Here is a 26,096-nt window from a genome sequence, read left to right as displayed (position 1 = left end):
CACCTCGCAGCAGGGTATTCCGGCTCTTAAAGTCAATTTTTGTCAGTCAACCAGGTTAAGTTGACCCCGCTGAGCAATTTGACTTGATGATAACCTTGCATCCAAAACAGCTTGCTCGTCAATGTGATGACCGTTGAGTCAATTGGAAACAGCATCTGTGCCGTCGCTGTATTTTTTCGTTTTAGCCGTCCTATAAGGTCAGTATAGATGCGACAAAAGTGTTCATCCTGTCGAGTCTTGCAGGCTTTAGAAAAGGTGGAAATGTCAACCTTGATTCCTGATTTGTTGAGACGATAGAACAAGCTCCTCATGCTCGTTAAGCTCTGGTCTAAAACGAAGGTTAACCAGATTTCAAAGAACAAGCGAGAGTTCAAAATAGGGTAGTTGTGGGGGCACAACTGCTTGAGTATCGATTTGACAAGTGCAGGAAATGACAGTAGCATCTTACGTATTGTTTTTGTTTGTTGGGGGCTAGAATACTACATTCTGCCCCCATTTTTTGTATGTTGAGCTATCTTTCAACACCTCTGCACTTATTGGTTCAATAGAAGATTACACTTGGGAAGCCATTTTTCACTATGTCAAGGATATTTCTTTAGCTGATCCAGCGCTAGGGCGGAGCAAACTCCTCTACGATGCTGTTGATCCTGCAACTTCAATTGGCTGGTCACTTAAGTCTTTACAAGTAAATAAAAAAGCTGATTTCAGCGTTGGCACAATATACTCCTATGTGATTCAGCGAGCGGATGTCATTAAGAAAGCAGATGAGCTTGGGTTCCCAGGACTCAATGAAAATTCCTCACCAGATGAGCTTGGAGAAGCAATTGTTAGGCATTGGAATCAAAAAGTAGAAAAGGACTCTTTAAAGCAAAAGGTTGAAACCAGTTATGAGGGAATATTGCTGAAGAAAATCCACGGTACGGAATACATCTACTGTGAGTATCCCCTTGGTCAATTAGACCCATCACTTTTTTCGTGGGCTTGGACAACTAATAAAAAAACTGGAAAAACTGGAGTTGGCTTGCAAGGAAGTATTGACGGTCAAGCTCAACTAATTTGGTATAAGAACCAGAAGCAGCTTTTTAGGTTCAGAGTTATACCTGAAGCAGCAGTTCTAATCAGGATCGAGCGAGTCCGCCTTACACCTAGTTACTATGTTCAAGCTATCTTATCTGCATTAAGAGATAAGAACGAAGAAAACTCTTGAAATGTAGATTCTAATGAGTAACTCAAGATTGAAGAATGGTTGTAGCGATCGCCTTTCCTAAAAGAGGAGGAACAGACTCCCCAATTTGAGAAGCCATATCAGTGTAACTTCCTAAAAAGTGGAAAGTGTCTGGATACGAATGTAACCTTGCAGCTTCACGGATTGTGATAGTTCGATTTTGGGTTGGATGAAAAAACCTACCAGATCCCGGATGAAAGACCCATCTTGTAATCGTTCTTGCAGGTTTATCCCAGTAAAGTCTTCCATATGCGCCACTGTAGTGCTTTTTAGGGGCTAATTCAGGCGGCAAATCTCTAGCATCTTGCCCCTCCTCAAGAACTGTAACTCTCGCCATTTGAACAGGACTCAAAGCACGAGCAACGTGATTGACAATGTTTGTACTTCCATATCGCAGCATTGCTTGGTACGCAGTATGAGGAGAACAGGGATAAACTTTAGCATCATATTCCTGTCCCGCATCTAAAGGTGGTAAATCTCCAATAGCATCCTTGACGGTGACAATCGAAGACATATCTGGTTTCAGAAGATCTAATTGGTTACAGGATTTTACATTTCTATAATCACCCCTAATATCGCCAAAATGGGTAGGCTCAGGCAATTGAGGCGTTTTGTCTAAACTAGCTAAGAAAAAAGCTCTCGATCTAGTCTGTGGCACACCATAATTTGCAGAATTCAGTGATTCAGAAATCACTTTGTAGCCTTGTTTCTCAAGTTGTTCAGTAATCTCATTCCTGACAACACCATCGTAAGCCTTCAAAATTTCAGGCACATTCTCCATCACAACATATAAAGGCTTGAATGCCTGTACAAATTCTAAGAATGTTCGATATAGCTGGTTACGGGAATCATCCAAATAGCGATAACCAGCAGGGATATTCCTTGAAAATCCTTGGCATGGAGGACCACCTATTAGAGCTGTTAACTCTTCCTGTCGTAAGCCTAAAGTCTCTCGCAACTCCAAAGGATTGACCTTGCGAATATCTTGATTGACAACCTTAGTATTTGGGTAGTTATATCTATAAGTTGCTAAAGCTTTAGGCTCTAGCTCAACAGCACACAAAGAGTCAAAACCTGCAAGGTGAAACCCTGTAGTTAGACCACCCGCGCCAGCAAATAAATCAATAAGCTTGTGTTCCATGCTTGAATACTATAGTATTCAAAAGTATTGTCAATCACCTAAGCATACATTAGTACACCATCCTTGCTATGTTCAATCTTGAGAGCTTTAGTAATTCAGATCCCTCTGTCCTCACAATCCTGGTAGTTGGAACAGAGAAGAATGTTAGAAGCTATATCTACAACCAGCATCGTCTTGGCGTGGTTGAGGTAAGTGCGTGGAGCAAGACTATCCCTGTTCCCAATTGTCCGGGTAAATTTGTGAGTTTGCTGAACCGGACTATCTTAGATGCTGACAAGCACGATTTCGGGTATGTCCCCACCGAGGATTAAGCGGCATAACGGTGTAGCTCAACGGCGTTCAGTGGCTCTCGGTTTCAGCCAGGATCTCTGTTCCGTCCGTTGCAGCGAGGTGTTAGCCTTCGCGATCGCCCTTCATCTCCCAACACCAACACCTCTGGGCGATCGCCCGTCTCTCTCAGCACCCGCACCTCTGGGCGATCGCCCCCCGGATACCTTTTGGAACCTCGAACTACTGACCCAAGTCTGTCGCTGCTCAACCTTTGCGGCTGACCCGAAAGCTGTTGGGAGTGTGCGGCTTGACCCGGATCTCGAAGAACCGAGCCTCTGCAAGTGGGGGGCGAATCGCCTACCCACCGACAAGCTGACAGAACCAGAGCGCTGAGGGCTAACTATTAATTAGACTGATCCTGTCTGCCTATCTACCCCGCAGAGGGCAATTAGGCTGAAATCCGTCTGTCTAAGATCCCAAATTGGGTAGATAGGCTGATTGAGATCTGTCTAAGATCCCAAATTGGGTAGATAGGCAGACGATTATCCGCATAATATCCCTGATTCTGGGAATTAGGCAGATGGCTTTACAAAGGCTTCAGATAAGTGGGGCTGATGAATAGGCGCGATGCAGCGTTAGGTGCAGTTGCCCTGTTTGAAATTTTCGATTGGGGATTGGGGATTTTAGATTGGGGAGTTTGGATTTTGGATTGACAGACTCGGCCGCCAAAATCCAAAACCCAAAATCGACCTTATCTGTTCTTACTCATTCACGCCAGGGTTGCTCCGGACTTCACGGTGCAGGCAGCGCAGCACTTCGCCGGGTTGCTCGGCGTTGAGGACGATGCCGTTGGGCGGGAATTCCAGGGCGCGGGTCCACTCAAAGCGTTCGGCGTAGCGGAGCAGGTGCAGCCGGTCGATCGCCAGTTGCGCGTCTTCGGGCAGGCCGATGATGTAGTGGCGCAGGCGGCGACGGTGGGGCAGTTCGCAGGTGAGCGGGGGCAGCGAAAACTGGGTCGCCTCCGAGCGTGGGGACGACCAGGTGTATTGAATTGTCAGCATTTGGGGTTTCCTCCTTGGAAACGAGTGGGGTAGGAAACCCCGAAATGTTGGCCGCCCCCGGAGGTGAAGCGCTGGGACAGGGCGGCCTACAATGGACGCAGCCCTGAGACAGGCACAAGCTGTCGAGGGGTCAGGCGTTGGTGGGTGCTGCTAACACCTGCCAGCGCCGTAAGTGACTAAACGACCAAAATTTCGGGGGAAAACAAGCTGCTCGCACGACAGCTATGGCGCAATATATTACAGCATAGGACGGGCGATCGCCAAGCATCACCGCCCCATATTTTTTAGCACGATTTTCTCAGCCCAATTTTGTGGGATAAGAATATCCGGGAGGTCTGGGAAGGGCGATCGCCCCTTTGTGCAGCGCCGAGCAATCTTCTGAGGCTGGGGTCGATCTAATGTCTTTGCTTTTTGACATAGACCTATCTTATCTTTCGGGATTTTGGGGCGATCGCGCTGGAGATCTGCATGAAAGGGTTCGTCGCTGGCTAGCGCCGCCTTTTTATGCAAGCCCCCTTGGAGGAAACAAGCCCCCATGTTCACCATCCGCTTTAGAACCGTTAACTATCGCCCCGATCGCCTGATTACGCTGCGAAACAACATCGACGGCTGGGACAAAGACCTCCCCGGCATCTATGACAGCGGCGAATGGCGGTTTGAGCTGCCGGAAGCCCGCTACCCCAACGGACTCACCTTCAAGTTTGTGCTAGAGCGCACCTACTGGATGACTGGAGCCGATCGGTTCATCCAGCCCCAAGCGGGGAGCGACTTTTTCTATCAAGAGCCAGACATTCAGTTTCCGCCAATTCAGGAAATGGTCGTGGAAAACGGTCATGTCCAGCAGATGTTCTTTCCGCCCAACCTGGACGAAGCCCATCTATTTGACGTGATTGTGATTGGCTCTGGCATTGGCGGCGGCATCCTGGCCGATCAGCTTTCCAATCGCGGCATGGATGTGTTGGTGCTGGAGGCGGGCAGCTATCTGTTTCCTACTCACACTGCCAATCTGCCACGCCAGCACCGCATCGGTCAGTTTGACAAGCACGTCTGGAGCCTCTACGACGAGTTCAAAGTCACCAACTACGCCAACGGCTATGGCTCCCAATTCGACGGAGGGCAAGCCTTTAACCTGGGCGGGCGATCGCTCTTTTGGGGCGGGCTGATTCCGCGCATGACCACCTGGGAAATGGAGTCCTGGCCCCGCAGCGTCCGCTGGTTCCTAGAAGACGGCGGCTATCAGCAGGCCGAAGACCTGATGAACCGCGTGCCACTGCCGCCCACGCCCTACCGCCGCCGGGTCAAGCGCTTTTTGCAGCAGACCCTCGACCAGTTCAACCACTTCGATGCGCCGATGGCGGTGCAATATTCCAACACGCAAGACCTCAGCACTATTCCCACGGGCATGTTTTCTACGGCAGATCTGCTGATGGAGTCGATGCTAACCAACGGTCCCCAGGGCAATCAAAACCTCTCCATCAACCTCAACCATCCCGTGGTGCGGGTCGAAACGGCAGGCACATCGGTCACGCAGGTGGTTGCCTACGACCTGATCGCCCAGCAAGAGCGCTGCTATCAAGCAAAGCAGGTCGTCCTGGCAGCGGGCACTATCGAAAGCGCTAAAATCGCCCAACTCAGCAGACTCAGCGACCCCAACGGCAAAATCGGCGTTGGCATCACCGACCATCCCATTTTCTTCACGCATTTTGTCCTGCCTGCCACTGCCGAGCTTTACGACCCCACCTCTTCCAGCAAGGTGCTGTGTCAATATCGCGAAGGGCCCAATCCGTTCAATATCGTGCTGGAGTTTGGCGCGGACTTTAACCAGGGGCGCTATGTGGATCTGGAACTACTGGAGCGACATCGGCGCGAGCGGGGCAACGTCATGCTCTGCGAAATCGTGTTTTTGCTGGATGCGCCGCTGATGGAGCAAAATACCGTGCGGCAGTTGGGGCCGTCCTACGTCAGACCTGTGGTGCAGATGCAGCCCTGCCCGGTGGATGGGGCGCTGTTTGCCGAGATGAATCGACTCAAAGATCAGCTGATTGCCGCGCTGGGGGGACAGCCGCTGGTGGGCAACGACCTCAGCCTCAAGCCCGCCGGATTGGGCGGCGTTGCCCATGAAGTCGGCACGCTGCGAATGAGCGGCGAAACACAGGATGGTGTAGCGCTCAACGATGGCGTAGTAGACACCAACCTCAAGTTTCTGGGGTACGACAATCTCTATGTCTGCGACCTGTCGGTATTTCCCTCGTCGCCCGCCGCCAACCCAACGCTGACGCTGGCAGCAATGGCCATCCGTCTGGCGGAGCATCTGAAGCAGGTGACGCTGGTTTAGCGATTCGAGTTGGAGAATTAAAACTTGGGAACGAAAAGCGGGACGGCTAGGCACAGCGCCTCGAACCATCCCGCTTTTCAGCTTTATCGCGAATCCTCAAGCTGGGGAAGCAGGGAGGGCGATCGCCCCCACTCACCGCTTCACCCCTTGCCAGAACAATGGTCTAGCTTGCCTTCTCAACTTCTTTCGTTTCTAGCGTCACCGCAGGCGTAGAGCCAGCATTCAGCGTCTTAGCAGCTTCCTTCTCAGCAAAGTAGCGGTTTAGCAAGGTGCTGGCGAAGGTGAGTACTACGGGCCCCAACAGGAAGGCCAGCAGACCACTGACCGCAAATCCAGGCACAAACAGCGATGCCAGCCAGAAGCAGAACCCGTTGACCACAAAGCCAAATAGGCCCAGCGTCAAGAAGTTAATTGGCAGCGACAGCAGCGACAGAACCGGTTTAACCAGCGTGTTCACCACACCAATCGACACCCCAGCGAGTAGGGCCGCGGGGAAGTTAGCCAAAGTTACCCCTGGCACTACGATGTCTACCACCAGCAGGCTCAGGGCTGTAATCAAAGTCGTCAACAAGTATCCCAACATAGCAGTTCCATCCAGGTTGAATCAAAACAACTTGAAGCCTTCATCGAATCTGTGAACCGCCGTTTCACTAATGCTTTTTGTTATCTGCTTTTTGTTATCTCGTACATCCTGCGATCGCAATGGTTCAACAGGATGAATAACTAGACGGATAACTGGTGTGGATAACCATTGACTAGTGAACGTTTGATTCACTCCATTCACGTCACTTCATCTCATAGATTCAGTATAGTACCGATTAATTTCACACTAAAGCATCTGTCTTTATGGTCATCTCTACTCAATTGATTTAGAAAACACGACCTGTTTCCAATCACACAACGTCAAAATTTATGCTTATTACTCTCAGATCTCCACATCCTGTCTACCTAGTAAAACCCGAAAAGCCTGCTATCAAAGCAACTTAGAGATTTTATGGGCGATCGCTCGATGAATATTGACGAATATTAAAACTCCACAATGTAAAACTCAGCACATTAATCATTCGCAGCCGAACCGCTAAAAAGGGTAATTTCCGACCTTTGACATAAGAGAATACCGACCATCCACTTCTAAAGAAATAGAAACGAATAATCACGAAATCAATGAATGTGATCTCCGTAACATTCAGGTTCGGATTTTACCCGCTAAATCTACTTTTGGAACCGTTTCCAAAGATAATAGTTCGCTACTATGGAAAAGTACAGTTCACTGCACCTGTTGTTCAAAGTTCTTTAGATTTCTGAAGTCTTGAACTTGGCTCTAAAATCATGGGCCACAGGTTCATACGACTGCTCTAGCAACGTTTCCGTTTCCCTTGATTGAGTAGGTGGCTTATGAAATTAGTACGCATTCTCCTATCGGTTCTGTTGCCCCCCGTCGGCGTGTATCTGACCTATGGCTTCAGCTCCACGCTACTGATCAATATCCTGTTGACGCTTCTGGGCTTTGTGCCGGGGGCGATTCACGGACTCTGGGCCGTGATGAAGCATGAGGAAAAGCTGAATCAGGAAGTATAGTCAAGCGCAAGAGTAGCGTTGGGTGATTGGAGTGATTGGAGTGTTGGAGGGCTAGAGCAAGTTGCTGAAGCGATTTTGCGCCTCCGTCACTCCGTCGCTTTCTAGCTGCACTTTCTAAGTGCATCTAATTGCACCGAATTGCACCGTCTGCCTGCATCTCGTCTGATTGCAACTTCTGATTGCCCCAGTTAATTGCCTCAGTGAATTGCCTCAGTTCACGCTCATCCCAGCAGTTCGCGCTCTGCGATGACGGTTTCGGCGCGGGCGATCGCCCATTGCACACTGCGGGCTGCACCCGGCGCTACGCAGAGCGCGGTGATTCCCCAGCGCACCCATTCTTCTACCAGATCAAGATGCTGACTGGGCAATTCGCCGCAAAGCGTGCAGGGAATACCAAGCTGGCGAGCCGTTTGAACCAAGTGTCGAATCGCACGCTGCACAGCGGGATGGCGCGGCGGAAACGCCTCGGAGAGGTGCGGCAGGTCGCGATCGGCCGCCAGCAGCAGTTGCGCCAGGTCATTGCTGCCAATGGCAATGCCCTGCACCCCGGCCTGCACTAGCTCCGGCAATAAAAACAGCACCGATGGCACCTCTGCCATGCTCCAAAGCTGAAAGTCGGGCGCATTCCATAACCCCGCTTCCAGCGTCCGCTGGCGGCAAAAGCGCACCTCTTCGACCCCGCGCACAAAGGGCAAAATAAGTCGAAGATTGGCATAGCCAGCCTGCTGTACCTGTCGCAGCGCCAAAAGCTCCGCCTCAAACCAGGCGGGGCTGTTTTTGTAGCTAAAGGCACCGTGCATTCCCAGGGTTGGGTTTGGCTCCGGAGAACCAGGCTGGGAACTGGAGAAAGCACCCAGAAAGTCCTGCGATCGCACGTCTAGCGACCGATAAAACACGGGGCGGGGCGCAAAGGCGGCGGCAATGGGAAGGATTTTTTGGGCGATCGCCTCTGCCACTTCCTCTGCCACTTCCTTGCCGAATTCTGCCGGAAACGCGCCAGTCCTGTTTGCGGATATTTCAGATCTCTCTCTCTCACCTTGAGGAATCGTCCCCTCGCGCTTGGTCTGGCTGCTCCATTGATGCAACAGCGGCATCAGCAGATGCTCTGCCCGCAGCAACCCAACCCCCTCGCTGGGCAAGTTCGTGAGCGTATTCAAATCAGCAGCGTGCCCTAGCGCTAGCAGCAGTTTCGTGTGAGTCCTGGGTAGAGGGGAGGCTACTGGGGCATCCAGGTCAGACGTAGACACTGGGGCCAGTTCTGGATAGCGTGTTTCCTGAAACTCATTGGGTGCAACTGGGAGGCGATGAATCAAACCGCGATCGCCATCTACCGTTACCCATTCGCCCGTCCGCAAAATCTGCGTCACGCCCGCCACGCCCACCACTGCCGGAATGCCGAGTTCTCGCGCCAAAATCGCGCCATGACTGGTCATGCCACCCTGCTCTGTCACAAGGCCACCCGCCCGCTGCATCAACCCCAACCACCTCGGCGGCACATGCGACATCACCAACAGTTGCCCTGCTGGAAAGTCTGGCGGTAGCTGATTCACATCCTCCACCACCCAGACCTCAGCCGAAACTCGACCCGTTGCCGCCGCCAGCCCGCACAATGGTAATGGTTCAGTCGCTTGGGCATTAGTCTCTTGAGCATTAGTCTCTTGAGCATCGATTGCTAGAACAGTCGTGGCAATAGACGACCCCGGAGCAGTCCCCACCGCACGGGGAAATACAACATTTAGTTGGGTCAGTTGAAACTGGGGCAGTTCGCCCGACTCAAGCGGCCCTAGGGTCCACTCTAGATCGACGCTACTGCCAAGCGTTTGCTGAATCTGGTGCGACAGTGCGAGCAATGCCTGAAGTTGCGAGTCACTCAGGCTAGATTGATGCTGTTGGGACGGATCTAGCAGTTCGATCCGTAGAGCCGATGCAGAAGAGCGCAGGCTGCTGGGGACAGAACCAGCGGACTCCTGACACAGCCGATAGCAATAGGGCTTGGGGTGAACCTGCCGAACCACTGGCAGAAGTTTTCGATTGACAGTTGCCTCTGCGGCGGGTTCCTGGCTGACAGGAGGGTTTGTAAACAAAAAGCGATCCGGAACCAGTTCTCCCCAGGTCAGAGCGGTTCCCAATCCCCAAATCGACTGAATTTCGCAGTTTGTCGGACTGACGCAAGCCGTTCCTGCCGCCACCCCGTCGCAAATCGGCTGTATTAGCACGCCCAGATGAAGCTGATGAAGCTGGAGGCGCGATCGCTGCCAAACGAATAGGCTTTTGGCCCGAAACAGCTCTGCCCACACCAGCCGCAGCGCCAGGGCGATCGCCCCTCGATTTGCCTCACAAATCTGCGACCCCAATAGCCCCCGCATCCGTCCGCTGAAGGTCGGGTCAAGACCTGCCGCCAGCCCCAGCGACGGCCGCATAATCACCATCGGCGACTGCCACTGCCGTACCTGCGCCTCGACCCCCGCCAGCCAGTCGTCCCAGAGCGGTGTAGAGAGAATAGACTGGCGAATGGTTTGGGCGATCGCCTGAAGCTGCTGCGGTCGATCGACATCCACATGCAGCGAGGAATCGGGCAAATCCGCAAATAGCGGCTCCTGCCAGTCCAAACTTGACAGAAACCGCCTCAGCACTCGCGCCCCTACCACAACTCCCGGCACAACAGGAAATCCCCGCTGCTCCAGCAGTCCCAAATAGTAGGCTTTGTCTCCGACCTCCGTTCGGTCAGCAGGCTGGATCTGCCCCAACCCGTAGAGGTCTTTGAGTGCGTCCCCATGCATACGCCGTCGCCGTTTGAGATGAGTAGTTGCGAAAAAGGCTCGATAGAGGGGTCTCTCAACCTACAACCTATTTAAGATGGGTTATTCCAAGACGGGTATTCAAGACGAGTGATTTAAGAGTGATTTAAGACAGTCTATCTAGAACGCGGATGAGATTGCGTTCCTGTGTTTCTTAACATCTTTTCATCATACGCTCTGAACTCGCTCTGGATAGACTGGTGCAAAAATTCTCGCAATCCCTTAACGTTCAAACAGGAATAGAGCGCATGGGTCGGGCTAAGATTGATAAACCCATTGATAAACACTACGTTTAATCCAATTCCTAAACGCTAACCTTGGTGGCGGTTCGCAGTCCCATCGCATCCCATGAAGCATACTATCTCTGTGTTGGTCGAAGATGAAGCGGGCGTGTTGACCCGGATTGCGGGCTTGTTTGCCCGACGGGGTTTCAACATCGAAAGTCTGGCGGTTGGCCCGGCGGAACAATCTGGCATTTCGCGCATTACGATGGTTGTGCCTGGCGACGACGCGATTATCGAGCAGTTGACCAAGCAGCTTTACAAGCTGGTCAACGTCCTCAAGGTGCAAGATATTACTGAAACGCCCTGTGTTGAGCGGGAACTGATGCTGCTCAAGGTCAACGCCACCAGCGTCACTCGGTCAGAAATTATCGAGCTGGCGCAGATTTTCCGGGCGCGGGTAGTGGATGTGGGCGAAGACTCACTGACACTGGAAGTCGTGGGCGACCCTGGCAAAATGGTGGCAATCGTGCAGCAGCTTGGACGATTTGGCATCCGCGAAGTGGCCCGCACGGGCAAGATCGCCCTGGTGCGCGAGTCGGGCGTGAATACCGAGTTTCTCAAGCTCCAGTCGATGGAAGCGCGGGTCTAGCGGCAGTTTTTCACCAGGCAGTTTTTCCCAGATTGACGAGCGTTGCAGCCGACTGACAGCCTGCCAAAGGAACCAGCTTGGGTGCCCCAGCGCACCGAAGATGGTTCGTTTACCTTTTTTTCGGAAGCCTTTGGTGAAGCATTTCACAGTCGGCTGGGGGCACGGGCCGAGGCGTTTGAAAAGTTTGCCCAGGTGACGCGGCTGGCGGCGCTGGCACGGCGGTTTACGGAACCCGCTTCGCCGCCGATCCGCCTGCTTGATGTGTGCTACGGGCTGGGGTACAACACGGCCGCTGCGCTGGAAACGCTGTGGGCAGAGAATCCGGGCTGTCGAGTGGAGGCGATCGCCCTGGAGCTAGACCCGACGGTTCCGCAGGCGGCGATCGCCCCGGATCTGCTCACCGCCTGGTCGCCCCCAGTGCAAAACGTGCTGAGGGCGATCGCCCAGAAGTCCGAATTTCAGGATTCTCGACTTAGCGCCCGCCTGCTAATCGGCGACGCACGACAGACCATCCAGCAGGTAGTGGCACAACATTTCCAGGCAGACGCGATCTTTTTCGACCCGTTTTCGCCGCGCCGCTGCCCCCAGCTCTGGACAGTGGAATTTTTCGCGCAGGTGGCAATCTGTCTGAGTCCGACAGGCGTTTTAGCCACCTATTCACGCTCGGCCTCGGTGCGGGCAGCGATGCAGGCTGCCGGGCTGCATCTGGGCAACATCCCCCTGCCCGCCGGAGCCGAGCGCCGTCCCCACGAATGGTCCCAGGGCACGGTGGCCGCTTGGTCGCCCGACGGCTTGTTGCCCCTTTCGCCGATGGAGCAAGAGCATCTACGCACCCGCGCCGCTGTGCCCTACCGCGATCCCAACCTCGACGACAGCGCCGCCGCCATCCTGACGCGACACCAACAGGAGCAGCAACAGGCTCCGCTAGAATCGACCACAAGCTGGCGGCGGCGATGGGGAATTGTCTAGGCATTGTCTAGGCATTTTTCAGGCATGTTTTCCCAAAAAATGCCGCTTTTGCCTACTTCTTGAAGGCTGAAAGTCCAGGATACTGAGCGCGATCGCCCAGATCTTCCTCAATCCGCAAAAGCTGATTGTACTTTGCCAAACGCTCACCCCGGCAGGGTGCGCCGCTCTTGATTTGCCCGGCGTTGGTGGCAACGGTCAAGTCGGCAATGAAGTCGTCCGGCGTTTCGCCAGAGCGGTGGCTCGTCATCACCGTATACCCGGCGCTCCGAGATAGCTCGATCGCGTCCAGCGTTTCAGTCACGCTGCCGATCTGGTTGACCTTGATTAGCGAGGCATTGCCCACGCCATCGGCGATCGCCTGCTTGATGATGGTGGGATTGGTCACAAACGCATCGTCGCCCACCAGCCGCACCTTATCTCCTAGGCGCTTGGTGAGTTCCTTCCAGCCTTCCCAGTCCTGTTCGCCCAAGCCATCTTCCAGAGAGATGATCGGGTACTGAGCAATCCAGCTTTCCCAGAGGGCAATCAGGTCTTCCGTCGTGCGGACGGCCTTATCAGACTTGAAGTTAATGTAGGTGCCGTCCTCCTGCCACATCTCGCTGACGGCGGGGTCGAGCGCCAGCGCAATGTCGTCGCCCGGTTTCAGCCCCACCTTCGTAATGGCTTCTAGAATCAACTCCACCGCCTCGACGTTTGCCTTCAGGTTGGGCGCAAAGCCGCCTTCGTCGCCCACACCCGTGCTGTAGCCCTTGCCCTTAAGGATTGACTTGAGGGCGTGATAGGTTTCTGCCCCCATTTCCAGCGCCGTGCGGAAATTGGGCGCACCCACAGGCGCAATCATGAACTCCTGAAAATCCACACTGTTGTCGGCGTGGGCCCCGCCGTTCAGCACGTTGAAGCAGGGCACGGGGAGCAGCACAGCAGCTTCACCGCCCAGATAGCGATAGAGGGGCACGTTTGCCGAATCTGCCGCGGCCCGCGCCACCGCCATCGACACACCTAGAATGGCGTTTGCCCCCAGATTGCTCTTGTACTCTGTGCCATCCAGATCCAGCATGGTCTGGTCAATCGCCTTTTGATCCGACGCATCGGCTCCCTTGAGCTTGTCGGCGATCGCACCGTTTACGTTTGCCACCGCCTTCAGCACGCCCTTGCCCCCATAGCGGCTCTTGTCCCCATCGCGCAGTTCCAGGGCTTCACGGGTTCCCGTCGAAGCGCCAGACGGCACTGCCGCCCGCCCAAAGCCGCCATCGTCCAGCGTCACGTCTACTTCTACCGTCGGGTTGCCGCGAGAGTCGAGAATTTCGCGGGCTTTAATGGATGCGATCGCCGCCATAGTGATTAATCCTCAAATAATTTCGTGAATTCGCAATTCGTAAATGGACGTGAAGGTTACATGTTGCGCTTCCCATAGCATTGAACCAGAAGAAGCAGAATTTCTCTCAAAGCTTTTGGAGTGTTTTAATCTACTGTGAAACGGTGCAAAAACTAGCGCCTAGTCTAAGCCAGCGCGATGGGTTTGCCATGTTGTGAAAGATACGAGCCAGAAAGTCTCTACTTTTGCCCAAATAGTCGCTGGTGGGCTGCTCTGCACAGAGACTCGCTAACGTTCGCAGTGTCTTTTGCAGTTTCTGATGTCAAGTCTTCTGAGCAGAGCCACAAGTGAAATGGCTGAAAGCCCTGCAAATCTCCAACAGGCAAGCCAAAAGCAAGTCCACAATCCAGAATCGATGTGGGCAAGAATCGATGTGAAGCCCCATCGACAGCCCGCTAGAGCGTGAATGTGAAATCCTCCACCAGCGCACCGGGAACCCGCACACCACCCAGGCTGCGGCGATTGTAGGTGTCTACATCGGCGATAAATTCAGACTGCTGTGTCAGAGCAACCAAGTTGTCGCCAAGGCAGCGATAGAGGCTTTCGTCAAAGCGGAGGTTTTCAATCGGAGCAACGATCTCGCCCTGCTCCACCCAGAAGCAGGCGTAGCGGGTCATGCCTGTGATGCGGCCCGTGGGGCGATCGCTCCAGTTTAGATAATGCAAATTTGACAGGTATAACCCCGTATCCAGCGCCTTCAGCACATCGGCAGCCAGCAAACTGCCCGGAAGCACTTCGGGCGATCGCAGCGATTCGGCACTGTTTGCACCATTGGCGGCTTTGCCATATTCCTTCGCCGTGCGCGAGTTGACCAGGGTATTCACCAGCTTGCCCCGGTCGATAATGGTCAACTCCATTGGCGCAATTTCGCCCAGGTGGTTGAACCGGGGCACCAGACCAGAAGCGAAGTTTTCGCGCAAAGTGAACTGAGAGGACAGCGTGCGATCGCCCCGCTGCAACGCGCCCAGCGCACTTTCGCCCTGCTGGAGCGATGCCTCGCTGACCCCGCCCCAGGAGAACATCGCCAAAATATCGGCCAGCGCCGCTGGAGCCAGATAAACCCGATAGCCCCCTTTGGGGATGGGTTTGGGGGTGCAGGCGAGGCGATCGAGCTGCTGTTTGGAATCGGCTATTTTGGCGGCGTAGGCCGCCGCATCCCACTTGCTGCCTGCTAGGGTGCCCTTCACAGCCTGCCCGTCGGCGGTAAATAGCGAATAATCCAGCGAGAAAGACTCCGTGGCAAACCAGTGCCGCTGCCCCACCGAGTCAGCATAGGCTTGCAGCATTCGCCCACCTGCGTAGATGCCCGTAAAGTCTAGCCCATCGACCTCCGGCAGCACAGTATCCACGACGGCATTCGGATCGAGCAGGCGACCGGAATGCACCTCGCGGCTGGTGGCATCGCCCGACGGCAACACCTGATAGGGATCGAGCGGCAAATGAGGCAAGTCGGCCCGCAGGTCGGCCAGCGCATCGGCGGCGATCGCCCAGTCTGTGTCCCAATTGCCCGTCAGCGGAAACCGCCAGGATGCGGTGCGCTGGTTTGCCATTAGCGTCAGCCCCACCTGGCAGTCCACAATACCCCCCGTCTGCCGCACGCGGGCGTGGTTAAACCGTACAAACTGGCTCTGTTCGGCATTTAGCCCCAGCGTGAACTGCTCCTCCGGCAAAAGCTGATCGGCGATCGCCTCGGTCAACGCCGCAAACTCAGTTTCCAGATGATCTAAAACAACTGCCGTCTCTAGGGACATCTCGAGATGTGTCACGCTTACCCCAAGTCTTGCGACTACTAAAACATACGCTTACATCCTACTTGTTAATTTCAGCGCAAATCTTGCCTAACTCATCCCCTCTGAAAAGACTTGAAGAACGATAAGGAGCAGCAAGAAGCGAAGCGACACTCAACTATAAAGTCTTAGCCAATTTTTCATGAAGATTTGATGAAGCCTTTCTCAGGACACATGATTACACTGGGTCAGTAGTGTTATTCATCTTCTTAAATTTTGTGTCAAAAGGAGATTTAACTCGACGCTTCTACTAGCGGGAACCCAGGTATAAATCCTAACTCAATCCTCTACTGAACAAAGCTCTGTAGGGCTGAGCATTACTCAGCGTCACTAAATTTGAGGAGCCTTGAAAGATATGGATGCTTGTTGAGAAAAGCTCGATACAGCACTTGCTTACGGAGTGATGTAAATGCTGCTCTGACGAGGCGAGGGCTTCTTGACCATCCGCACACCTCATTCGTTTCAAAAATGCTGTATACCGTGGTTCATTTCCTCAATACAGCAGTTGGTCAAGATTCCCCCATTAGGAATCCCGGTGATTGAGATTGCACCAAGAGATTACACCAAAGATTGTGGACTGTCCCATTTTTCATGAAGGAGTCTTTTGCAATGGCTAAACGAAGCGATCGCTTGGGAAGGCTAAACAGCTCAATAAAGAACTGCTTAATAAGCCTGAGACGTTATGCAGTGAACTCAACAGCGCTTTTATTGACCACTCTAGCGAAGATTGCTCGCGTCTACAGAGCTAAATGGAAAATGATTTTATTCTATCAGCGGAGCAGAGTTATCAAGCTCTTTTCTGATTCCGACATTGAAGTTGAAAAACCTAGAGTAATGGTAGCAATTGCTCACATTACCTCACCGCAGGAAGCTGAGCATCCAACAGAATTGGGAAGCGAGAAAGTTGAGCGTTTGCGATGCACCATTGATGGCTTGCTGAGCAGCTTCGCTCACTGCAACTTGACTATCACTATCCATACGTTACCGGGTCGTCATGTGGTTAAAGCTTTGCCAGCCTATCAACGTCAATTAGTTCAAACGATTGACTCTCCTGATTGCAATCCTATGTTCGTTGAGTATAGGTTGCAAGATACATTAATTGACCACGTAGAGGATTACGACTGGTTTCTTATGCTCGAAGATGACATTGTCATTTCAGATAGCTCATTCCTAGAAAAGCTGTCTAAATTCAATCAAATCAGCGGGGGTTTAAATTTTGTTTTAACTCCCAATCGTTATGAGATGCACGAAGGACGAAAAAGCTACATTGATTTGACCATTTGCTCAGACTGTGCTTGGGATAGCTTCTCATTAATCGAATCAGATGGAATCAAGTTTGCCGAGTGTGTGAATCCCCACTCGGCTATGTATTGCCTGTCACAAGACCAGGTGAGATATTGGCTTAAATCTGGACGAACTTGGAAAAATAAGGTGATAATGGTGGGCCCGCTGGAAAGCGCTGCAACATTCTGTTTACTGGAATGCTTTTGCTTATATAAGCCCCATCCCAAAAACTTAAACTATCTTGAAGTGAGGCACTACGATACCAAGTATTCAAAACTGTGCCCTGACGCTTCTCCTTTTATTTTGTCTCAGCAGCACTGAAAATCAAGGAACAGCCTCTTCTAATCGCCGAAGACCGTTTGCTCCAACTTCTACAAGCCACCCGGCGGGTTCTTGAGAGAAGGATTTAGAATCACCTCAGCCGCCGCCAAACACTTCAACTCCCTCAAAGGCACACACTGGAGAGCCATGCCCCACGCGAATTGCCTGGTTGGGTTCTCCTTTGCCGCAGTAGGGCGTGCCGTAGATTTCCCAGGTTTCTGAATTGCCAATGCGACTCAGCCGATGCCAGAAGTCAAGCGTTGTGCCGCGATAGTTAGGATTTCGCAGCGTTTTGGTCAGCTTGCCGTTTTCAATGCGCTTGGCATATTCGCAGCCAAACTGAAACTTGTAGCGCTGATCGTCGATGGACCAGGAGCGGTTTGCCTCCATATACACGCCCTCTTCAATGTCAGCAATGATGGCGGCGGGCGACTCTTCGCCTGGCTCCAGGTTCAAATTCGCCATGCGGTCGATGGGCGGGCGGTTCCAGGACGAGGCGCGGGCACAAGACACCCCCGGAACCCCCAGTCGCGCCTGACTTTCCAGGCTACCCAGCCCCCGCTGCAACACGCCTTCGCGAATCAGATATTCCCGACTGGCAGGTGCCCCTGTGTCGTCAAATCGGTAGCTGGCAAATTCATGGGGGACGGTGGGGTTGAAGGTGATGTTCATCAGCCGGGAGCCATAGGAGAGGCGGCCAAAGTCCGACGGCTTCACAAAGCTGCCACCTGCGTAGTTACGCTCATCGCCGAGGATTCGGTCTAGCTCCAGCGGATGCCCGACGCTTTCGTGAATTTGCAGCATCATCTGGTCGGGGGCCAGGACGAGGGTGGTGCGGGTGGTGGGGCATTCTTCGGCCGTCAGCAGTTCGACCGTTTGCTCGCCAATCTGCCGCGCGCGGGTCCAAAGCTGATCGTCTAAAAATAGCTCCCAACCGCCCTGATAGCAGTGCGCTAGGTGGCCGTTGTTGCTGCGCTGTTGCACAATGGGCCCGTCCTGGGCGATCGCCCCATAGTGTGTTTCTATTAGCGAAAACTGCTGATAGACTTCTGATCCGTTGCTACTGACAAACCAAGAATCCACGGTCTCATGATGAGCGGCGGCAAGCGTCTGCACAATTTGCTCCGAGACTTTCAGCGTCTTGCAAAGGCGCACGAGGAGATCATTGATTTCTCCTGGCGAGAGGGCATTTAGTGGCTTTTGGAACGGCGACGCATATTGCCCAACCACTTTGGGGCGAATAGCGGGCGTAGCGGGATAAATGCTCCAGCGGCTGGCGGCGATCGCCTGCTGATAGGCAGTTTTAGCTGCAGCGCGGATCTGTTCCGGCTGAAAAGAATTGACTGCTCCATAGCCAATCTGCCCCTGCGCCATCACCTCTACCATCACGCCCTGATTCAGCGACTTGGCATTGCCCTCTGGCAGTCCATCGCGGACATAGCAACTGGCAGCGGTTTCCCTGACTGCCCGGAGGCCAATCCAGTCTGCGTCCAAATCTAGGGTAGAGAGCAGATGTTGCAGGTCAGAAATCATAGGAATGTCAAGGTTTTAGGATTGATGCGGTCAAGTTTGCAGAAGGCTTGCTCCGTGCCAAGTCGCTCCACTGCCCAGCCAAGCATTCAGAGCAACTGGAGCATTGGAAAAGCGTCTGAATGCATGGTAGCTGAATTTTTTAGCTGAAGGTCTGTTAGCCGACCCTTGAGTTCAGCGCAGCAAGCAAGCTTCAGGCAAGCTTCAGGAGGAGTCAGCCCCCTGACATGCCCCAATTAGTCAAGTGCTTGCGAAGAACCTTAACGACTTCTACGGATTTCACTCCGCAGACTCGGTATAAAATGATAGAAATACTTAACAAAGTGACACTACAAGATTCTCTTGATAACCGAATCGAGTCAGGAGAGTTGAGTCGGGGCAGCGGATTTAAGCTGTCAAGTCGGCAGATTAAGGCGGTTTCGTTTAACCGCACATGGCTGTTCAAAGTCCGATACTGAGTTTTTGGTTTGGGTGCTTCTACTGGTGGCTGGAGCGGTGGCTCTAGCAGCTTTTGTGTCAGAAACTGCGATTTGGGATTGGAGATTATCAAGGAAGCAGCCCATGCAAAAGGTTCTGTGTATTCTGGGTGAGTTGAGCGATCGCGATATTGACTGGCTCGTGCAGGTCGGTCGCAAGCAGCAGGTGCCCGCGGGCAGCGTCCTGATTTACGAGGGGCATCCGGTAGACACGCTCTATATCTTGTTGGATGGGACGCTGGTGGTGTCGATTTCGGCGCTGGACGGCCGACAGATCGCGCGCCTATCGAGTGGCGAGGTGGTGGGAGAAATGTCGTTTATCGACGCTCGTCCGCCTTCGGCGACGGTGCAAACGCTGGAAGATTCTACGGTGCTGGCAATTCCTCGCGCCCAACTTGCCGAAAAGCTCCAGCAAGATGAAGGCTTTGGCTGCCGTTTTTATCGAGCGCTGGCGATTTTGCTGTCGCAGCGACTGCGGGGCACGGTGAAGCAACTGGGCGACGAGGGCGCAAAACCCGCCGCTAACGGTCATGTTTCCCATGAAGACGGCGTGGCGATCGCCCAACTGCGGTTCGAGCGCCTGCTCAATCAGCTTCAGGTTCAGTCAGCGGGGCCGGCCTAAGAACCGCTCATTTGCGCCAGCAGATTACGAATCAACTCGGCATCTCTGGCGGTGGGAACTTGGTCAAGATAGGCTTCTAGATCCAGCGATGCCTCCGGCCAGCGACCCAGGTGATAATACAAAATGCCGCGATCGCGCTGTTCTTGGGGCGCATCGGGAAACAGCATCAGGATACGTTCGACCATTGAGAGCGATCGCGGCAAATCTTCCTGGTTCAAATAAATCATCTTTAGATTGGTCAGCATCCGCGCCAAAAACTGACGATTGCTGACTGGCTGCAAAAACTCTGGGCGCAGTTCCACAGGCCGCCCATACACCTGGCTCAGCCGCTCCTGACAGTCCTCAGCAAACATCACCGCACCCTGATGAAATGGGTCGATCAATATATCCATATCGGCCACGGTCGGGCGAATCAGAAAGTGACCGGGCATCCCCACACCCGCCATCGGAAAGCCAATTCGTTTTGCAACTTCCAGATACACCAGCGACAGCGTAATCGGAATGCCCCGCCGCCGCTCAATCACGTCATTCAGGTAGCTGTTGCGCGGGTCGTAATATTGGGCGGCATTGCCCACATAGCCCAGGTCTTCGTATAGATAGCGGTTCAGCGCTTGGATGACCCGCAGCGGATAGCGTTCGGGTGGCAAGCGCTCTTCAACCTCGGTGGCCATCACGTCCAGCGCGTTGAGATACTCTTCCGGGTCGAGCGGGGGATATTCTTCCTGCGCGATATACAGCGCAGCCCGCGCCAAGTCGATGGCTTCATCGGGCTGGTGAATCTCCTGATAGAACCGCTGTCGTGCTGGCGGGAAATCCATAGGGCAACGCTGGGAAGGTCATATTTGGGCTAATGCGTCACTGGGCTAATGCGTCACTAGCCACTCTAGGCGGGCTTTTGCCAGATCCAGGTTATCGAACACCTGGGGGTTGTGGTGGTCGGGCGATTCGTCATCGGGCACGTTGGGCGAGTCGCCCCCATAGCCCAAGCGGCTGACCGTCGTTCGCAGGCGATCGCTCAAAAAGGCTGCCAGTGCCCGATAGAAGTTAGACGAAAAGGCAACATCTTGCGACAGCTTTGCTGTCAACTGCATCCGGGGAATTGACCAGACCACCGAATTCTCAACCGCCCTCACGGTTGCCGTGGGCGGGCGCGAGTCGATAAAGGAAATTTCCCCTAACACCTCGCCAGAGGACAGCACAGCAATGGGGCGATCGCCCTCCGGCGAAGCCACCGACACCACAAATCGCCCGCTCAGCACCACATACAGTGCATCGATTGGCTGTCCCTCAGAAATCAGCACCGATCCCTTGGGAACCCCCTGCCGCTTACCTGCCTGCAATAGCCACTCAAAATCGCGATCGCTAATGGCCGCCAGTAGATATAACGCTTTTTTCATACCCTTCAGTTTCTAATAGAATCCTGTTAAAAATTAACCTGTTGAACGAACGAATAAACCTGTTTTCAGCCATATTCCCTCAGCATACCGACTTTGGGTGATTTTCTTTGGGTAATTTCTTTGGGGAGTTTTCTAAATACAATCCCGAATATCACAGCGGCGGAGTTTGCACGGGCGGGCGCACCCGCTGCACCAGCGTAAATCCCTCCGCCTGTCCCAAGACCTTTTTCTGAGGCAATTTCAAAGACTTTAGTGCGGACTCATCCAGCAGTAAATAAACCTGCGGTTCGTTTGTCCACAGCTTTTGCAGTCGCTCGACATTGGCAGGCAGAACCCGGCGATCGCTGTAAAACTCCAAAGACGGGCGGCGATCGCCATAGGAGCTATAGACCGTTTCTCCGGCCGGGGTGTGCGATCGCACCAGCGCCGCCACAGGCTGAACCGGAAACGCCTCCGCCAGTTCCCACAGCCAGTGGGGGGTCAGCATCAGCAACAGCAGCGATAGATACATCCCCCAAATCAACACACCGATAAACTGCGGGTTTTGCCGCCTGACCAGCACCGCCGCCACCGTGAGCGCCGCCGCCAGCGTCGCCATCACAATCCCCACATCCACCTCGCGTGGCTGCTGAATCCATCCCAGATACACCGCCCCGCCCCAGCCCAACAGCCCCAGCCCGCCCAGCGCCCACCACCAGAGCGGCGCATAGCCCTCTCCTGGCATTTGCCGCACGCCTACCTGCCGCCCCTCCCGCCACAGATCAGCCAGTTTGCCCCCCACCAGCAGCGCCAGCGCCGGATACAGCGGCAGCACGTACCACGGCAGCTTAGTAGACATGAGGGAAATAGCGGCAAAATAGAGACCGCTCCACACCAGCGCCAGCTTTGCCCAGCCAAAAATCAGATTATTCTGCGCTAAGCGAATCCCCGCTGGCAGAAACACCACCCACGGCACGCCATACTTCACAATTTCTAGGAGGTAATACCAGGGCGGGCCGTCGTTTTGCTCGACGGGCTTCCAGATGCGGCTGGCGGACTGCTGCACCAGGTTTCGCCCCAGAAACTCCCTGCCATAGTGCCCCCACTGGGCGGCATACCAGAAGGCGACCGGAGCGCTGCCCAGGGCAATCCCCGCCCACAGGTAGGGCTGCTGCAACAGACGCGGTGTGTCCCAAATCAAGAAAACGAGCAAAATGCTCCCCAGCAGCAGCCCTAGCATTAGTCCCTTGGTCAGGCAAATCAGCCCCAAGCTAAGGCCAATTCCCAGGGCGAAGCGTGTGTCTCGGCGCGATCGCAGTCCGCACCACACCAGCAGCAGCAGCCAGCACAGCACTGCCCCGTCCAGCATTGCCAGCCGACCGTTGCGAACAACGGGCAGCCAGGTAAGATAGACCAGCGCCGACAGCAGCGAGGGCAAGCGACCAGGAAACAGCTCGCGCCCAATGGCGTATAGCAGCGGCACCGAGAGCGCGGTCAGGATCGCCCCCGGCAGCCGCGAAGTCCACTCATTAACCCCGCCGATGCGATAGGCGATCGCCATCAGGCAGTGCATCAGCGGCGGCTTATTCAAATAGGGTTCGCCGCCCAGAGTCGGAAACAGCCAGGCCCGCGCTTCCGAGGGCGATCGCCAAATCTCCCGCGCCACCTGTGCGACGGTGCCTTCGTCCCAGTCGCGCAACGGCACGCCACCCAGGTTGACCGTCATCAGCACCAGCGCCACGATGAGCAGCGCGGTTATCCAGACCCAATCTTGCCGGATGGGATAGGCACTGGCTTTGGCACCGGAGTGGCTCAGAATAGACATGCCAGCATTATCGCAACATTGGCACACCCTCGGACACCGAGATTCTCCCAGATTGGAAATTCTGGACAGGCGGGGTTTGCAAAATACGGCTTGCTCCGGGTTACCAAGGCCGGGCTACGCTGCGGCGCTATACAGGCTTCGTCAGCGCCTCCAGAGGCATCGGCTGGCGGCGGCGAGCCATCACACGGGCTGGGTCAATTTGCACCGATGCTTCGGCTAGGGGCAGCACTCGCGCTTCCTGAGTTTGCACGTTGACCTGATAAACTCGCTGGTGGGTATAGTCTAGCCCAGTGAGCCAGCCGCTGCGGGGATGATAGGCTCCTGTGTCGATGTCGAGCCAGCCCTGCCCTTGGGCGATCGCCCCTGGCGGCACGTTAGGCAACGTAAAGGTGATCGTGTGCCCAGTAATAATGAGCTTGTCGGGGAAATAGGGACGGGTCATGCTATGAAACTCGTCGCGCACCCAGCAATATTCCTGGGCAGTATGGTCGGCGACGGACAGGGCGGGGTGCATTCCCGCATGAGACAGCCAGATGTCGCCCAAGTCGAGGTGGGTGGGGAGCGATCGCATCCAGGTCACATGTTCTATCAGCAGGTCGTCAGACTTGCCATAGCTCTGCATCGTGGTCTGACCACCGCTAAATAGCCACGCCTGTAGCGCCTGATAGGAGAGCTTGCCGTGGGGCATGACCTCTAGCAGCATTTGCTCGTGGTTTCCCAGCAGCGAAACGTAGCCCTGCTGCCGCACAAAGGAAACCACTTGAGCGCTTTTGGGCCCTCGATCGATCAGATCTCCAAGAAAATAGACCTGATCCCTTGCGCCCGGGGCGATCACCTCTAGCAGGCGCATCAAGCCATCATAGTGCCCGTGTACGTCTCCAATAAAAATGCGCCGATTGCCCACCGCAAACCTTCCTATCTATTGGCTAGACCACCCAAAGCTCAAACCAAGGCTCGAATTCGTCTGATACACACTGATGGCTATGCTGAACGCTAAAAACTCCTCGCCTCGGCTCAGCATTCATCTGACCCAATTGGTCAGCGAGGCAAAGCAAGGACTTCTAAAAACGCTCCATAAGGAACAAATACAGCCCAAACCGATCTTCTTCCGGAGCCAAAAACCTGCTCAGCAGATCAGCACTCTGCCCAGCCTTCTTATCACAGCAATTCACAGACTTAAACTGAACCAGAACTGAACCAGAGATGAGCAAGGAACTTCTGACTCGCTCTGATGAGTGAGGCTGCTATCAGAGCGATACCCAGCGCATCCCAAATGGGTGGAAAATGGGGGTATTTCTTTCATTATGCCCAGAGAGGCTAATCTTTCGCCGCGATCGCCCGTGAATTTTTTGACAAGTTCCCGTAAAGCTTGCCCGGTGATTTCCAGAGGCGCTACTGACTCAGGGCCCGCAAAAACCGCTGCAACTCAGCAAACAACCCCCGATTGGGGACGGGGGAACTGGGTTCCTGCCCCATCGCCCGCAGCAGAATCGTGTCTAGCGCTTCTCCGGCGGGGCGCTGCGCCTCTTCAGCGACCAGCTGATAGGTCTCGTCCTGCTCTAACCAAACCTGCCACAGTGCAGGATACGCGCGAAACACGGCGGCGTTCTCTAGCGGACGAATCGAGTAGCAGGGCTGGAACTGGTTTAGGAATCGCTCCCGGAGTTGCCGTCCGGCATAGCCAATGCCGATGGTTGCTACATCCTCTAGCCGGGGGTTGAAGAACACTACCGGGCGATCGCCCGCCTGCTGACACAGCGCCTCAACCTTCCCCACCTCCACCGAAGACGGCTGAATAAAGAGGATCAGCGTTTCCTCCGGCTGAATTTCGGTCTTGACATCCTCAATGCCGCGAACCGCGTAGGGCACCTCGCCCCAGTCGCGCCGGGCCAGGGCAGCCGCCCCTGCATCGGGGAAAAACACCCGTAGCCCGCTGCCCCGCTCTGCAAAACCCGCCACAAACGCTTGCGCCACAGGCATTATGGGCAATTCAGGAAACAATAGCTCTACCTGAAGGCGCGTCAGCCCGTCGGCGATCGCCGCTTCGGTGGATTGCACCGCCTGGGCGATCGCCTCATCTAGAGAATCTGGAAGCTGGGTCATAGGTTGCTGTGGAAACAAGTCAGAACAACGCAAAGCCGATTACAGCGTTTTTGAAGCTAGTGAGGCATACGGATGGTCAATAAGCCCTTGCCTCGTGAGGGCAGCATGTGCTTCACCCCGCAAGAAAATGCTGTAGAGCCGATCAAAGCCAATCCACAAAATGAACATTTGTGAAAATTCACAAAATCATTTGCAGAATCCCCAGTGTATAGCGAAAGCTATGGCAAATGGTAAAAAGCGGACGCTGCAAGATCTGTCCCTGTCTCGTCCCGAAATCACGCCCAAGCTGATGAAAAGGTAACTGAAAGGTAACTGAAGGGATAGGCATTCTCCGTCTGGCGACAGTTTTATTGAGTCTTAAGGCTTCTTTAAGATTTACGTGGTGGAGGATGTATGCGCCAAGGCTACTTAGCGCAATCGGTTTGCAAGAGGGCTTTAACCCAGTTCTAGCAGACCGTGCAGTTGTAGTAGCCAGGCTGATTTTTGCTGCGATCGCACGAAAGCAAGCGCCCACTTGTGAATTTGTGTGACGTGGGAGATTCCTCCAGTGATGTGGGAACGCTTAAAGTATGCAACGCTCAATCACCAGATAGGCAATTGTTTTCTGCCCTAGAACCGCTAGATCGTCGCAGTTCCAGCGTTGACAACAGGTTGCCCATTCAGTCTGGTGAACTTTCCCTCGATGACGTGATTCCCTGACGTTTCTCCATTCGTCTGCTAAACCCCTAGTTCTTTTAGCTGTTTGCCGACCTATGACTTCCAGATCTTTCTTCTCCTCCGTTCTTTGGCATTACCTGAATCAGCGCGTATTCGATCGGAATAGTCCTATTATCTTAGACATTCATCGATTCTCACGCTTTTATCGAGTGCAGCATCTAGAGCGATGCTTTTGTCGGCAATATCAGCCAGAAGAACGCTATCGAAACCAGGGTTAGGACAGGCTCTAGCACTCTTTCTTTCCAGGTTTCGCACCAGGAAAAAGCGTCCCTTCAGTCAGCCTAAAAGCACATCCTGGAGTGTAAAATCCTCTCAAGCATCGGTAAGAACTTGTAGAGATTATCGGTTGCCCTAAAAGCAGATTTTTGGATGGCCGATCGCGATGGCTAGAACACGGCGATCGCAGGCATAGTTGCATGACTAGTGAAGT

At 54.0% G+C, this 26,096-nt stretch carries 19 protein-coding genes and 1 pseudogene; 8 read left to right on the top strand and 12 right to left on the bottom strand.

The window, feature by feature from the left end:
- Window positions 1–499 precede the first annotated feature (499 nt).
- Complete coding sequence (locus IGS16_RS17810) at window positions 500–1,207, top strand: hypothetical protein (RefSeq protein WP_297087684.1); 708 nt, start codon at window positions 500–502, stop codon at window positions 1,205–1,207.
- Between the two features lie 22 nt (window positions 1,208–1,229).
- Here the strand turns inward: IGS16_RS17810 and IGS16_RS17805 are convergent, their stop codons facing one another.
- Window positions 1,230–2,366 carry a DNA cytosine methyltransferase gene (locus IGS16_RS17805; protein WP_297087682.1) on the bottom strand — a complete coding sequence of 379 codons (1,137 nt, stop codon included), beginning with the start codon at window positions 2,364–2,366 and terminating at the stop codon, window positions 1,230–1,232.
- 380 nt (window positions 2,367–2,746) lie between these two features.
- On the opposite strand from IGS16_RS17805, the gene IGS16_RS17800 reads away from it, so the two are divergent.
- A complete protein-coding gene (locus IGS16_RS17800; RefSeq protein WP_297087679.1) occupies window positions 2,747–2,917 on the top strand; it encodes a hypothetical protein in 171 nt (56 codons plus the stop codon).
- A gap of 480 nt (window positions 2,918–3,397) precedes the next feature.
- Here the strand turns inward: IGS16_RS17800 and IGS16_RS17795 are convergent, their stop codons facing one another.
- Window positions 3,398–3,697, bottom strand: a complete 300-nt coding sequence (locus IGS16_RS17795; protein WP_297087677.1) for a hypothetical protein — start codon at window positions 3,695–3,697, stop codon at window positions 3,398–3,400.
- 535 nt (window positions 3,698–4,232) lie between these two features.
- Between IGS16_RS17795 and IGS16_RS17790 the strand changes: the two genes are divergently transcribed.
- Window positions 4,233–6,032, top strand: coding sequence for a GMC oxidoreductase (locus IGS16_RS17790; protein ID WP_297087676.1), 1,800 nt, complete (start codon window positions 4,233–4,235; stop codon window positions 6,030–6,032).
- A 163-nt stretch (window positions 6,033–6,195) separates the two neighbouring features.
- On the opposite strand, the gene IGS16_RS17785 is transcribed toward IGS16_RS17790, so the two are convergent.
- Entirely contained in the window at window positions 6,196–6,615 is a 420-nt protein-coding gene (locus IGS16_RS17785; RefSeq protein ID WP_297077153.1) for a phage holin family protein, read from the bottom strand.
- A gap of 812 nt (window positions 6,616–7,427) precedes the next feature.
- On the opposite strand from IGS16_RS17785, the gene IGS16_RS17780 reads away from it, so the two are divergent.
- Complete coding sequence (locus IGS16_RS17780; protein ID WP_068508908.1) at window positions 7,428–7,610, top strand: YqaE/Pmp3 family membrane protein; 183 nt, start codon at window positions 7,428–7,430, stop codon at window positions 7,608–7,610.
- Window positions 7,611–7,831: 221 nt separating this feature from the next.
- Here IGS16_RS17780 and IGS16_RS17775 read toward each other — a convergent pair whose 3' ends face one another.
- Complete coding sequence (locus IGS16_RS17775) at window positions 7,832–10,390, bottom strand: putative PEP-binding protein (RefSeq protein WP_297087674.1); 2,559 nt, start codon at window positions 10,388–10,390, stop codon at window positions 7,832–7,834.
- 366 nt (window positions 10,391–10,756) lie between these two features.
- Here IGS16_RS17775 and ilvN point away from each other — a divergent pair, with 366 nt between their 5' ends.
- Both ilvN and IGS16_RS17765 read left to right on the top strand, forming a co-directional pair.
- A complete protein-coding gene (gene ilvN / locus IGS16_RS17770; protein ID WP_068508903.1) occupies window positions 10,757–11,281 on the top strand; it encodes an acetolactate synthase small subunit in 525 nt (174 codons plus the stop codon).
- Between the two features lie 81 nt (window positions 11,282–11,362).
- The gene (locus tag IGS16_RS17765; protein WP_297087671.1) at window positions 11,363–12,250 is read left to right on the top strand and encodes an MnmC family methyltransferase; all 888 of its coding nucleotides are present in this window, start codon (window positions 11,363–11,365) and stop codon (window positions 12,248–12,250) included.
- Between the two features lie 52 nt (window positions 12,251–12,302).
- On the opposite strand, the gene eno is transcribed toward IGS16_RS17765, so the two are convergent.
- Both eno and IGS16_RS17755 read right to left on the bottom strand, forming a co-directional pair.
- A complete protein-coding gene (eno, locus tag IGS16_RS17760; RefSeq protein ID WP_297087670.1) occupies window positions 12,303–13,586 on the bottom strand; it encodes a phosphopyruvate hydratase in 1,284 nt (427 codons plus the stop codon).
- A gap of 434 nt (window positions 13,587–14,020) precedes the next feature.
- Window positions 14,021–15,391, bottom strand: coding sequence for a metallopeptidase TldD-related protein (locus IGS16_RS17755; protein ID WP_297087668.1), 1,371 nt, complete (start codon window positions 15,389–15,391; stop codon window positions 14,021–14,023).
- A gap of 630 nt (window positions 15,392–16,021) precedes the next feature.
- On the opposite strand from IGS16_RS17755, the gene IGS16_RS17750 reads away from it, so the two are divergent.
- Window positions 16,022–17,017, top strand: coding sequence for a hypothetical protein (locus IGS16_RS17750; protein ID WP_297087666.1), 996 nt, complete (start codon window positions 16,022–16,024; stop codon window positions 17,015–17,017).
- Between the two features lie 96 nt (window positions 17,018–17,113).
- Here the strand turns inward: IGS16_RS17750 and IGS16_RS17745 are convergent, their stop codons facing one another.
- Window positions 17,114–18,550 (bottom strand): TldD/PmbA family protein, encoded by a 1,437-nt coding sequence (locus tag IGS16_RS17745; protein ID WP_297087664.1) that lies wholly within the window; start codon window positions 18,548–18,550, stop codon window positions 17,114–17,116.
- Window positions 18,551–19,003: 453 nt separating this feature from the next.
- On the opposite strand from IGS16_RS17745, the pseudogene IGS16_RS17740 reads away from it, so the two are divergent.
- Window positions 19,004–19,645: pseudogene (locus IGS16_RS17740) on the top strand (cyclic nucleotide-binding domain-containing protein); the annotation flags it as partial.
- Here IGS16_RS17740 and IGS16_RS17735 read toward each other — a convergent pair.
- The 5 genes from IGS16_RS17735 to IGS16_RS17715 all read right to left on the bottom strand — a co-directional run bounded on the left by IGS16_RS17735 (window position 19,642) and on the right by IGS16_RS17715 (window position 24,949).
- Window positions 19,642–20,463 (bottom strand): SirB1 family protein, encoded by an 822-nt coding sequence (locus tag IGS16_RS17735; RefSeq protein WP_297087662.1) that lies wholly within the window; start codon window positions 20,461–20,463, stop codon window positions 19,642–19,644. The pseudogene IGS16_RS17740 and the gene IGS16_RS17735 sit on opposite strands and share 4 nt — an antisense overlap.
- A gap of 45 nt (window positions 20,464–20,508) precedes the next feature.
- A complete protein-coding gene (locus IGS16_RS17730; RefSeq protein WP_297087660.1) occupies window positions 20,509–21,042 on the bottom strand; it encodes a cyclic nucleotide-binding domain-containing protein in 534 nt (177 codons plus the stop codon).
- A 151-nt stretch (window positions 21,043–21,193) separates the two neighbouring features.
- Complete coding sequence (locus tag IGS16_RS17725; RefSeq protein ID WP_297087658.1) at window positions 21,194–22,846, bottom strand: glycosyltransferase family 39 protein; 1,653 nt, start codon at window positions 22,844–22,846, stop codon at window positions 21,194–21,196.
- 127 nt (window positions 22,847–22,973) lie between these two features.
- Entirely contained in the window at window positions 22,974–23,750 is a 777-nt protein-coding gene (locus IGS16_RS17720; protein ID WP_297087656.1) for a metallophosphoesterase, read from the bottom strand.
- 488 nt (window positions 23,751–24,238) lie between these two features.
- Window positions 24,239–24,949 carry a DUF1995 family protein gene (locus IGS16_RS17715; RefSeq protein WP_297087654.1) on the bottom strand — a complete coding sequence of 237 codons (711 nt, stop codon included), beginning with the start codon at window positions 24,947–24,949 and terminating at the stop codon, window positions 24,239–24,241.
- Window positions 24,950–26,096: the final 1,147 nt, after the last annotated feature.

Source organism: Thermoleptolyngbya sp. C42_A2020_037, assembly GCF_015272455.1.
Taxonomy (GTDB): Bacteria; Cyanobacteriota; Cyanobacteriia; order Elainellales; family Elainellaceae; genus Thermoleptolyngbya.
Note: the sequence above shows the minus strand (reverse complement) of the source record. Positions and strands in the feature narration are given on the sequence as shown.

Excerpts from the sequence above, each read along its gene's own strand:
- IGS16_RS17805 (WP_297087682.1), bottom strand. The coding sequence starts at position 2,366 with ATGGAACACAAGCTTATTGATTTATTTGCTGGCGCGGGTGGTCTAACT.
- IGS16_RS17795 (WP_297087677.1), bottom strand. The coding sequence starts at position 3,697 with ATGCTGACAATTCAATACACCTGGTCGTCCCCACGCTCGGAGGCGACC.
- IGS16_RS17790 (WP_297087676.1), top strand. The coding sequence starts at position 4,233 with ATGTTCACCATCCGCTTTAGAACCGTTAACTATCGCCCCGATCGCCTG.
- IGS16_RS17785 (WP_297077153.1), bottom strand. The coding sequence starts at position 6,615 with ATGTTGGGATACTTGTTGACGACTTTGATTACAGCCCTGAGCCTGCTG.
- IGS16_RS17780 (WP_068508908.1), top strand. The coding sequence starts at position 7,428 with ATGAAATTAGTACGCATTCTCCTATCGGTTCTGTTGCCCCCCGTCGGC.
- IGS16_RS17775 (WP_297087674.1), bottom strand. The coding sequence starts at position 10,390 with ATGCATGGGGACGCACTCAAAGACCTCTACGGGTTGGGGCAGATCCAG.
- ilvN (WP_068508903.1), top strand. The coding sequence starts at position 10,757 with ATGAAGCATACTATCTCTGTGTTGGTCGAAGATGAAGCGGGCGTGTTG.
- eno (WP_297087670.1), bottom strand. The coding sequence starts at position 13,586 with ATGGCGGCGATCGCATCCATTAAAGCCCGCGAAATTCTCGACTCTCGC.
- IGS16_RS17750 (WP_297087666.1), top strand. The coding sequence starts at position 16,022 with ATGGCTAAACGAAGCGATCGCTTGGGAAGGCTAAACAGCTCAATAAAG.
- IGS16_RS17745 (WP_297087664.1), bottom strand. The coding sequence starts at position 18,550 with ATGATTTCTGACCTGCAACATCTGCTCTCTACCCTAGATTTGGACGCA.
- IGS16_RS17735 (WP_297087662.1), bottom strand. The coding sequence starts at position 20,463 with ATGGATTTCCCGCCAGCACGACAGCGGTTCTATCAGGAGATTCACCAG.
- IGS16_RS17730 (WP_297087660.1), bottom strand. The coding sequence starts at position 21,042 with ATGAAAAAAGCGTTATATCTACTGGCGGCCATTAGCGATCGCGATTTT.
- IGS16_RS17725 (WP_297087658.1), bottom strand. The coding sequence starts at position 22,846 with ATGTCTATTCTGAGCCACTCCGGTGCCAAAGCCAGTGCCTATCCCATC.
- IGS16_RS17715 (WP_297087654.1), bottom strand. The coding sequence starts at position 24,949 with ATGACCCAGCTTCCAGATTCTCTAGATGAGGCGATCGCCCAGGCGGTG.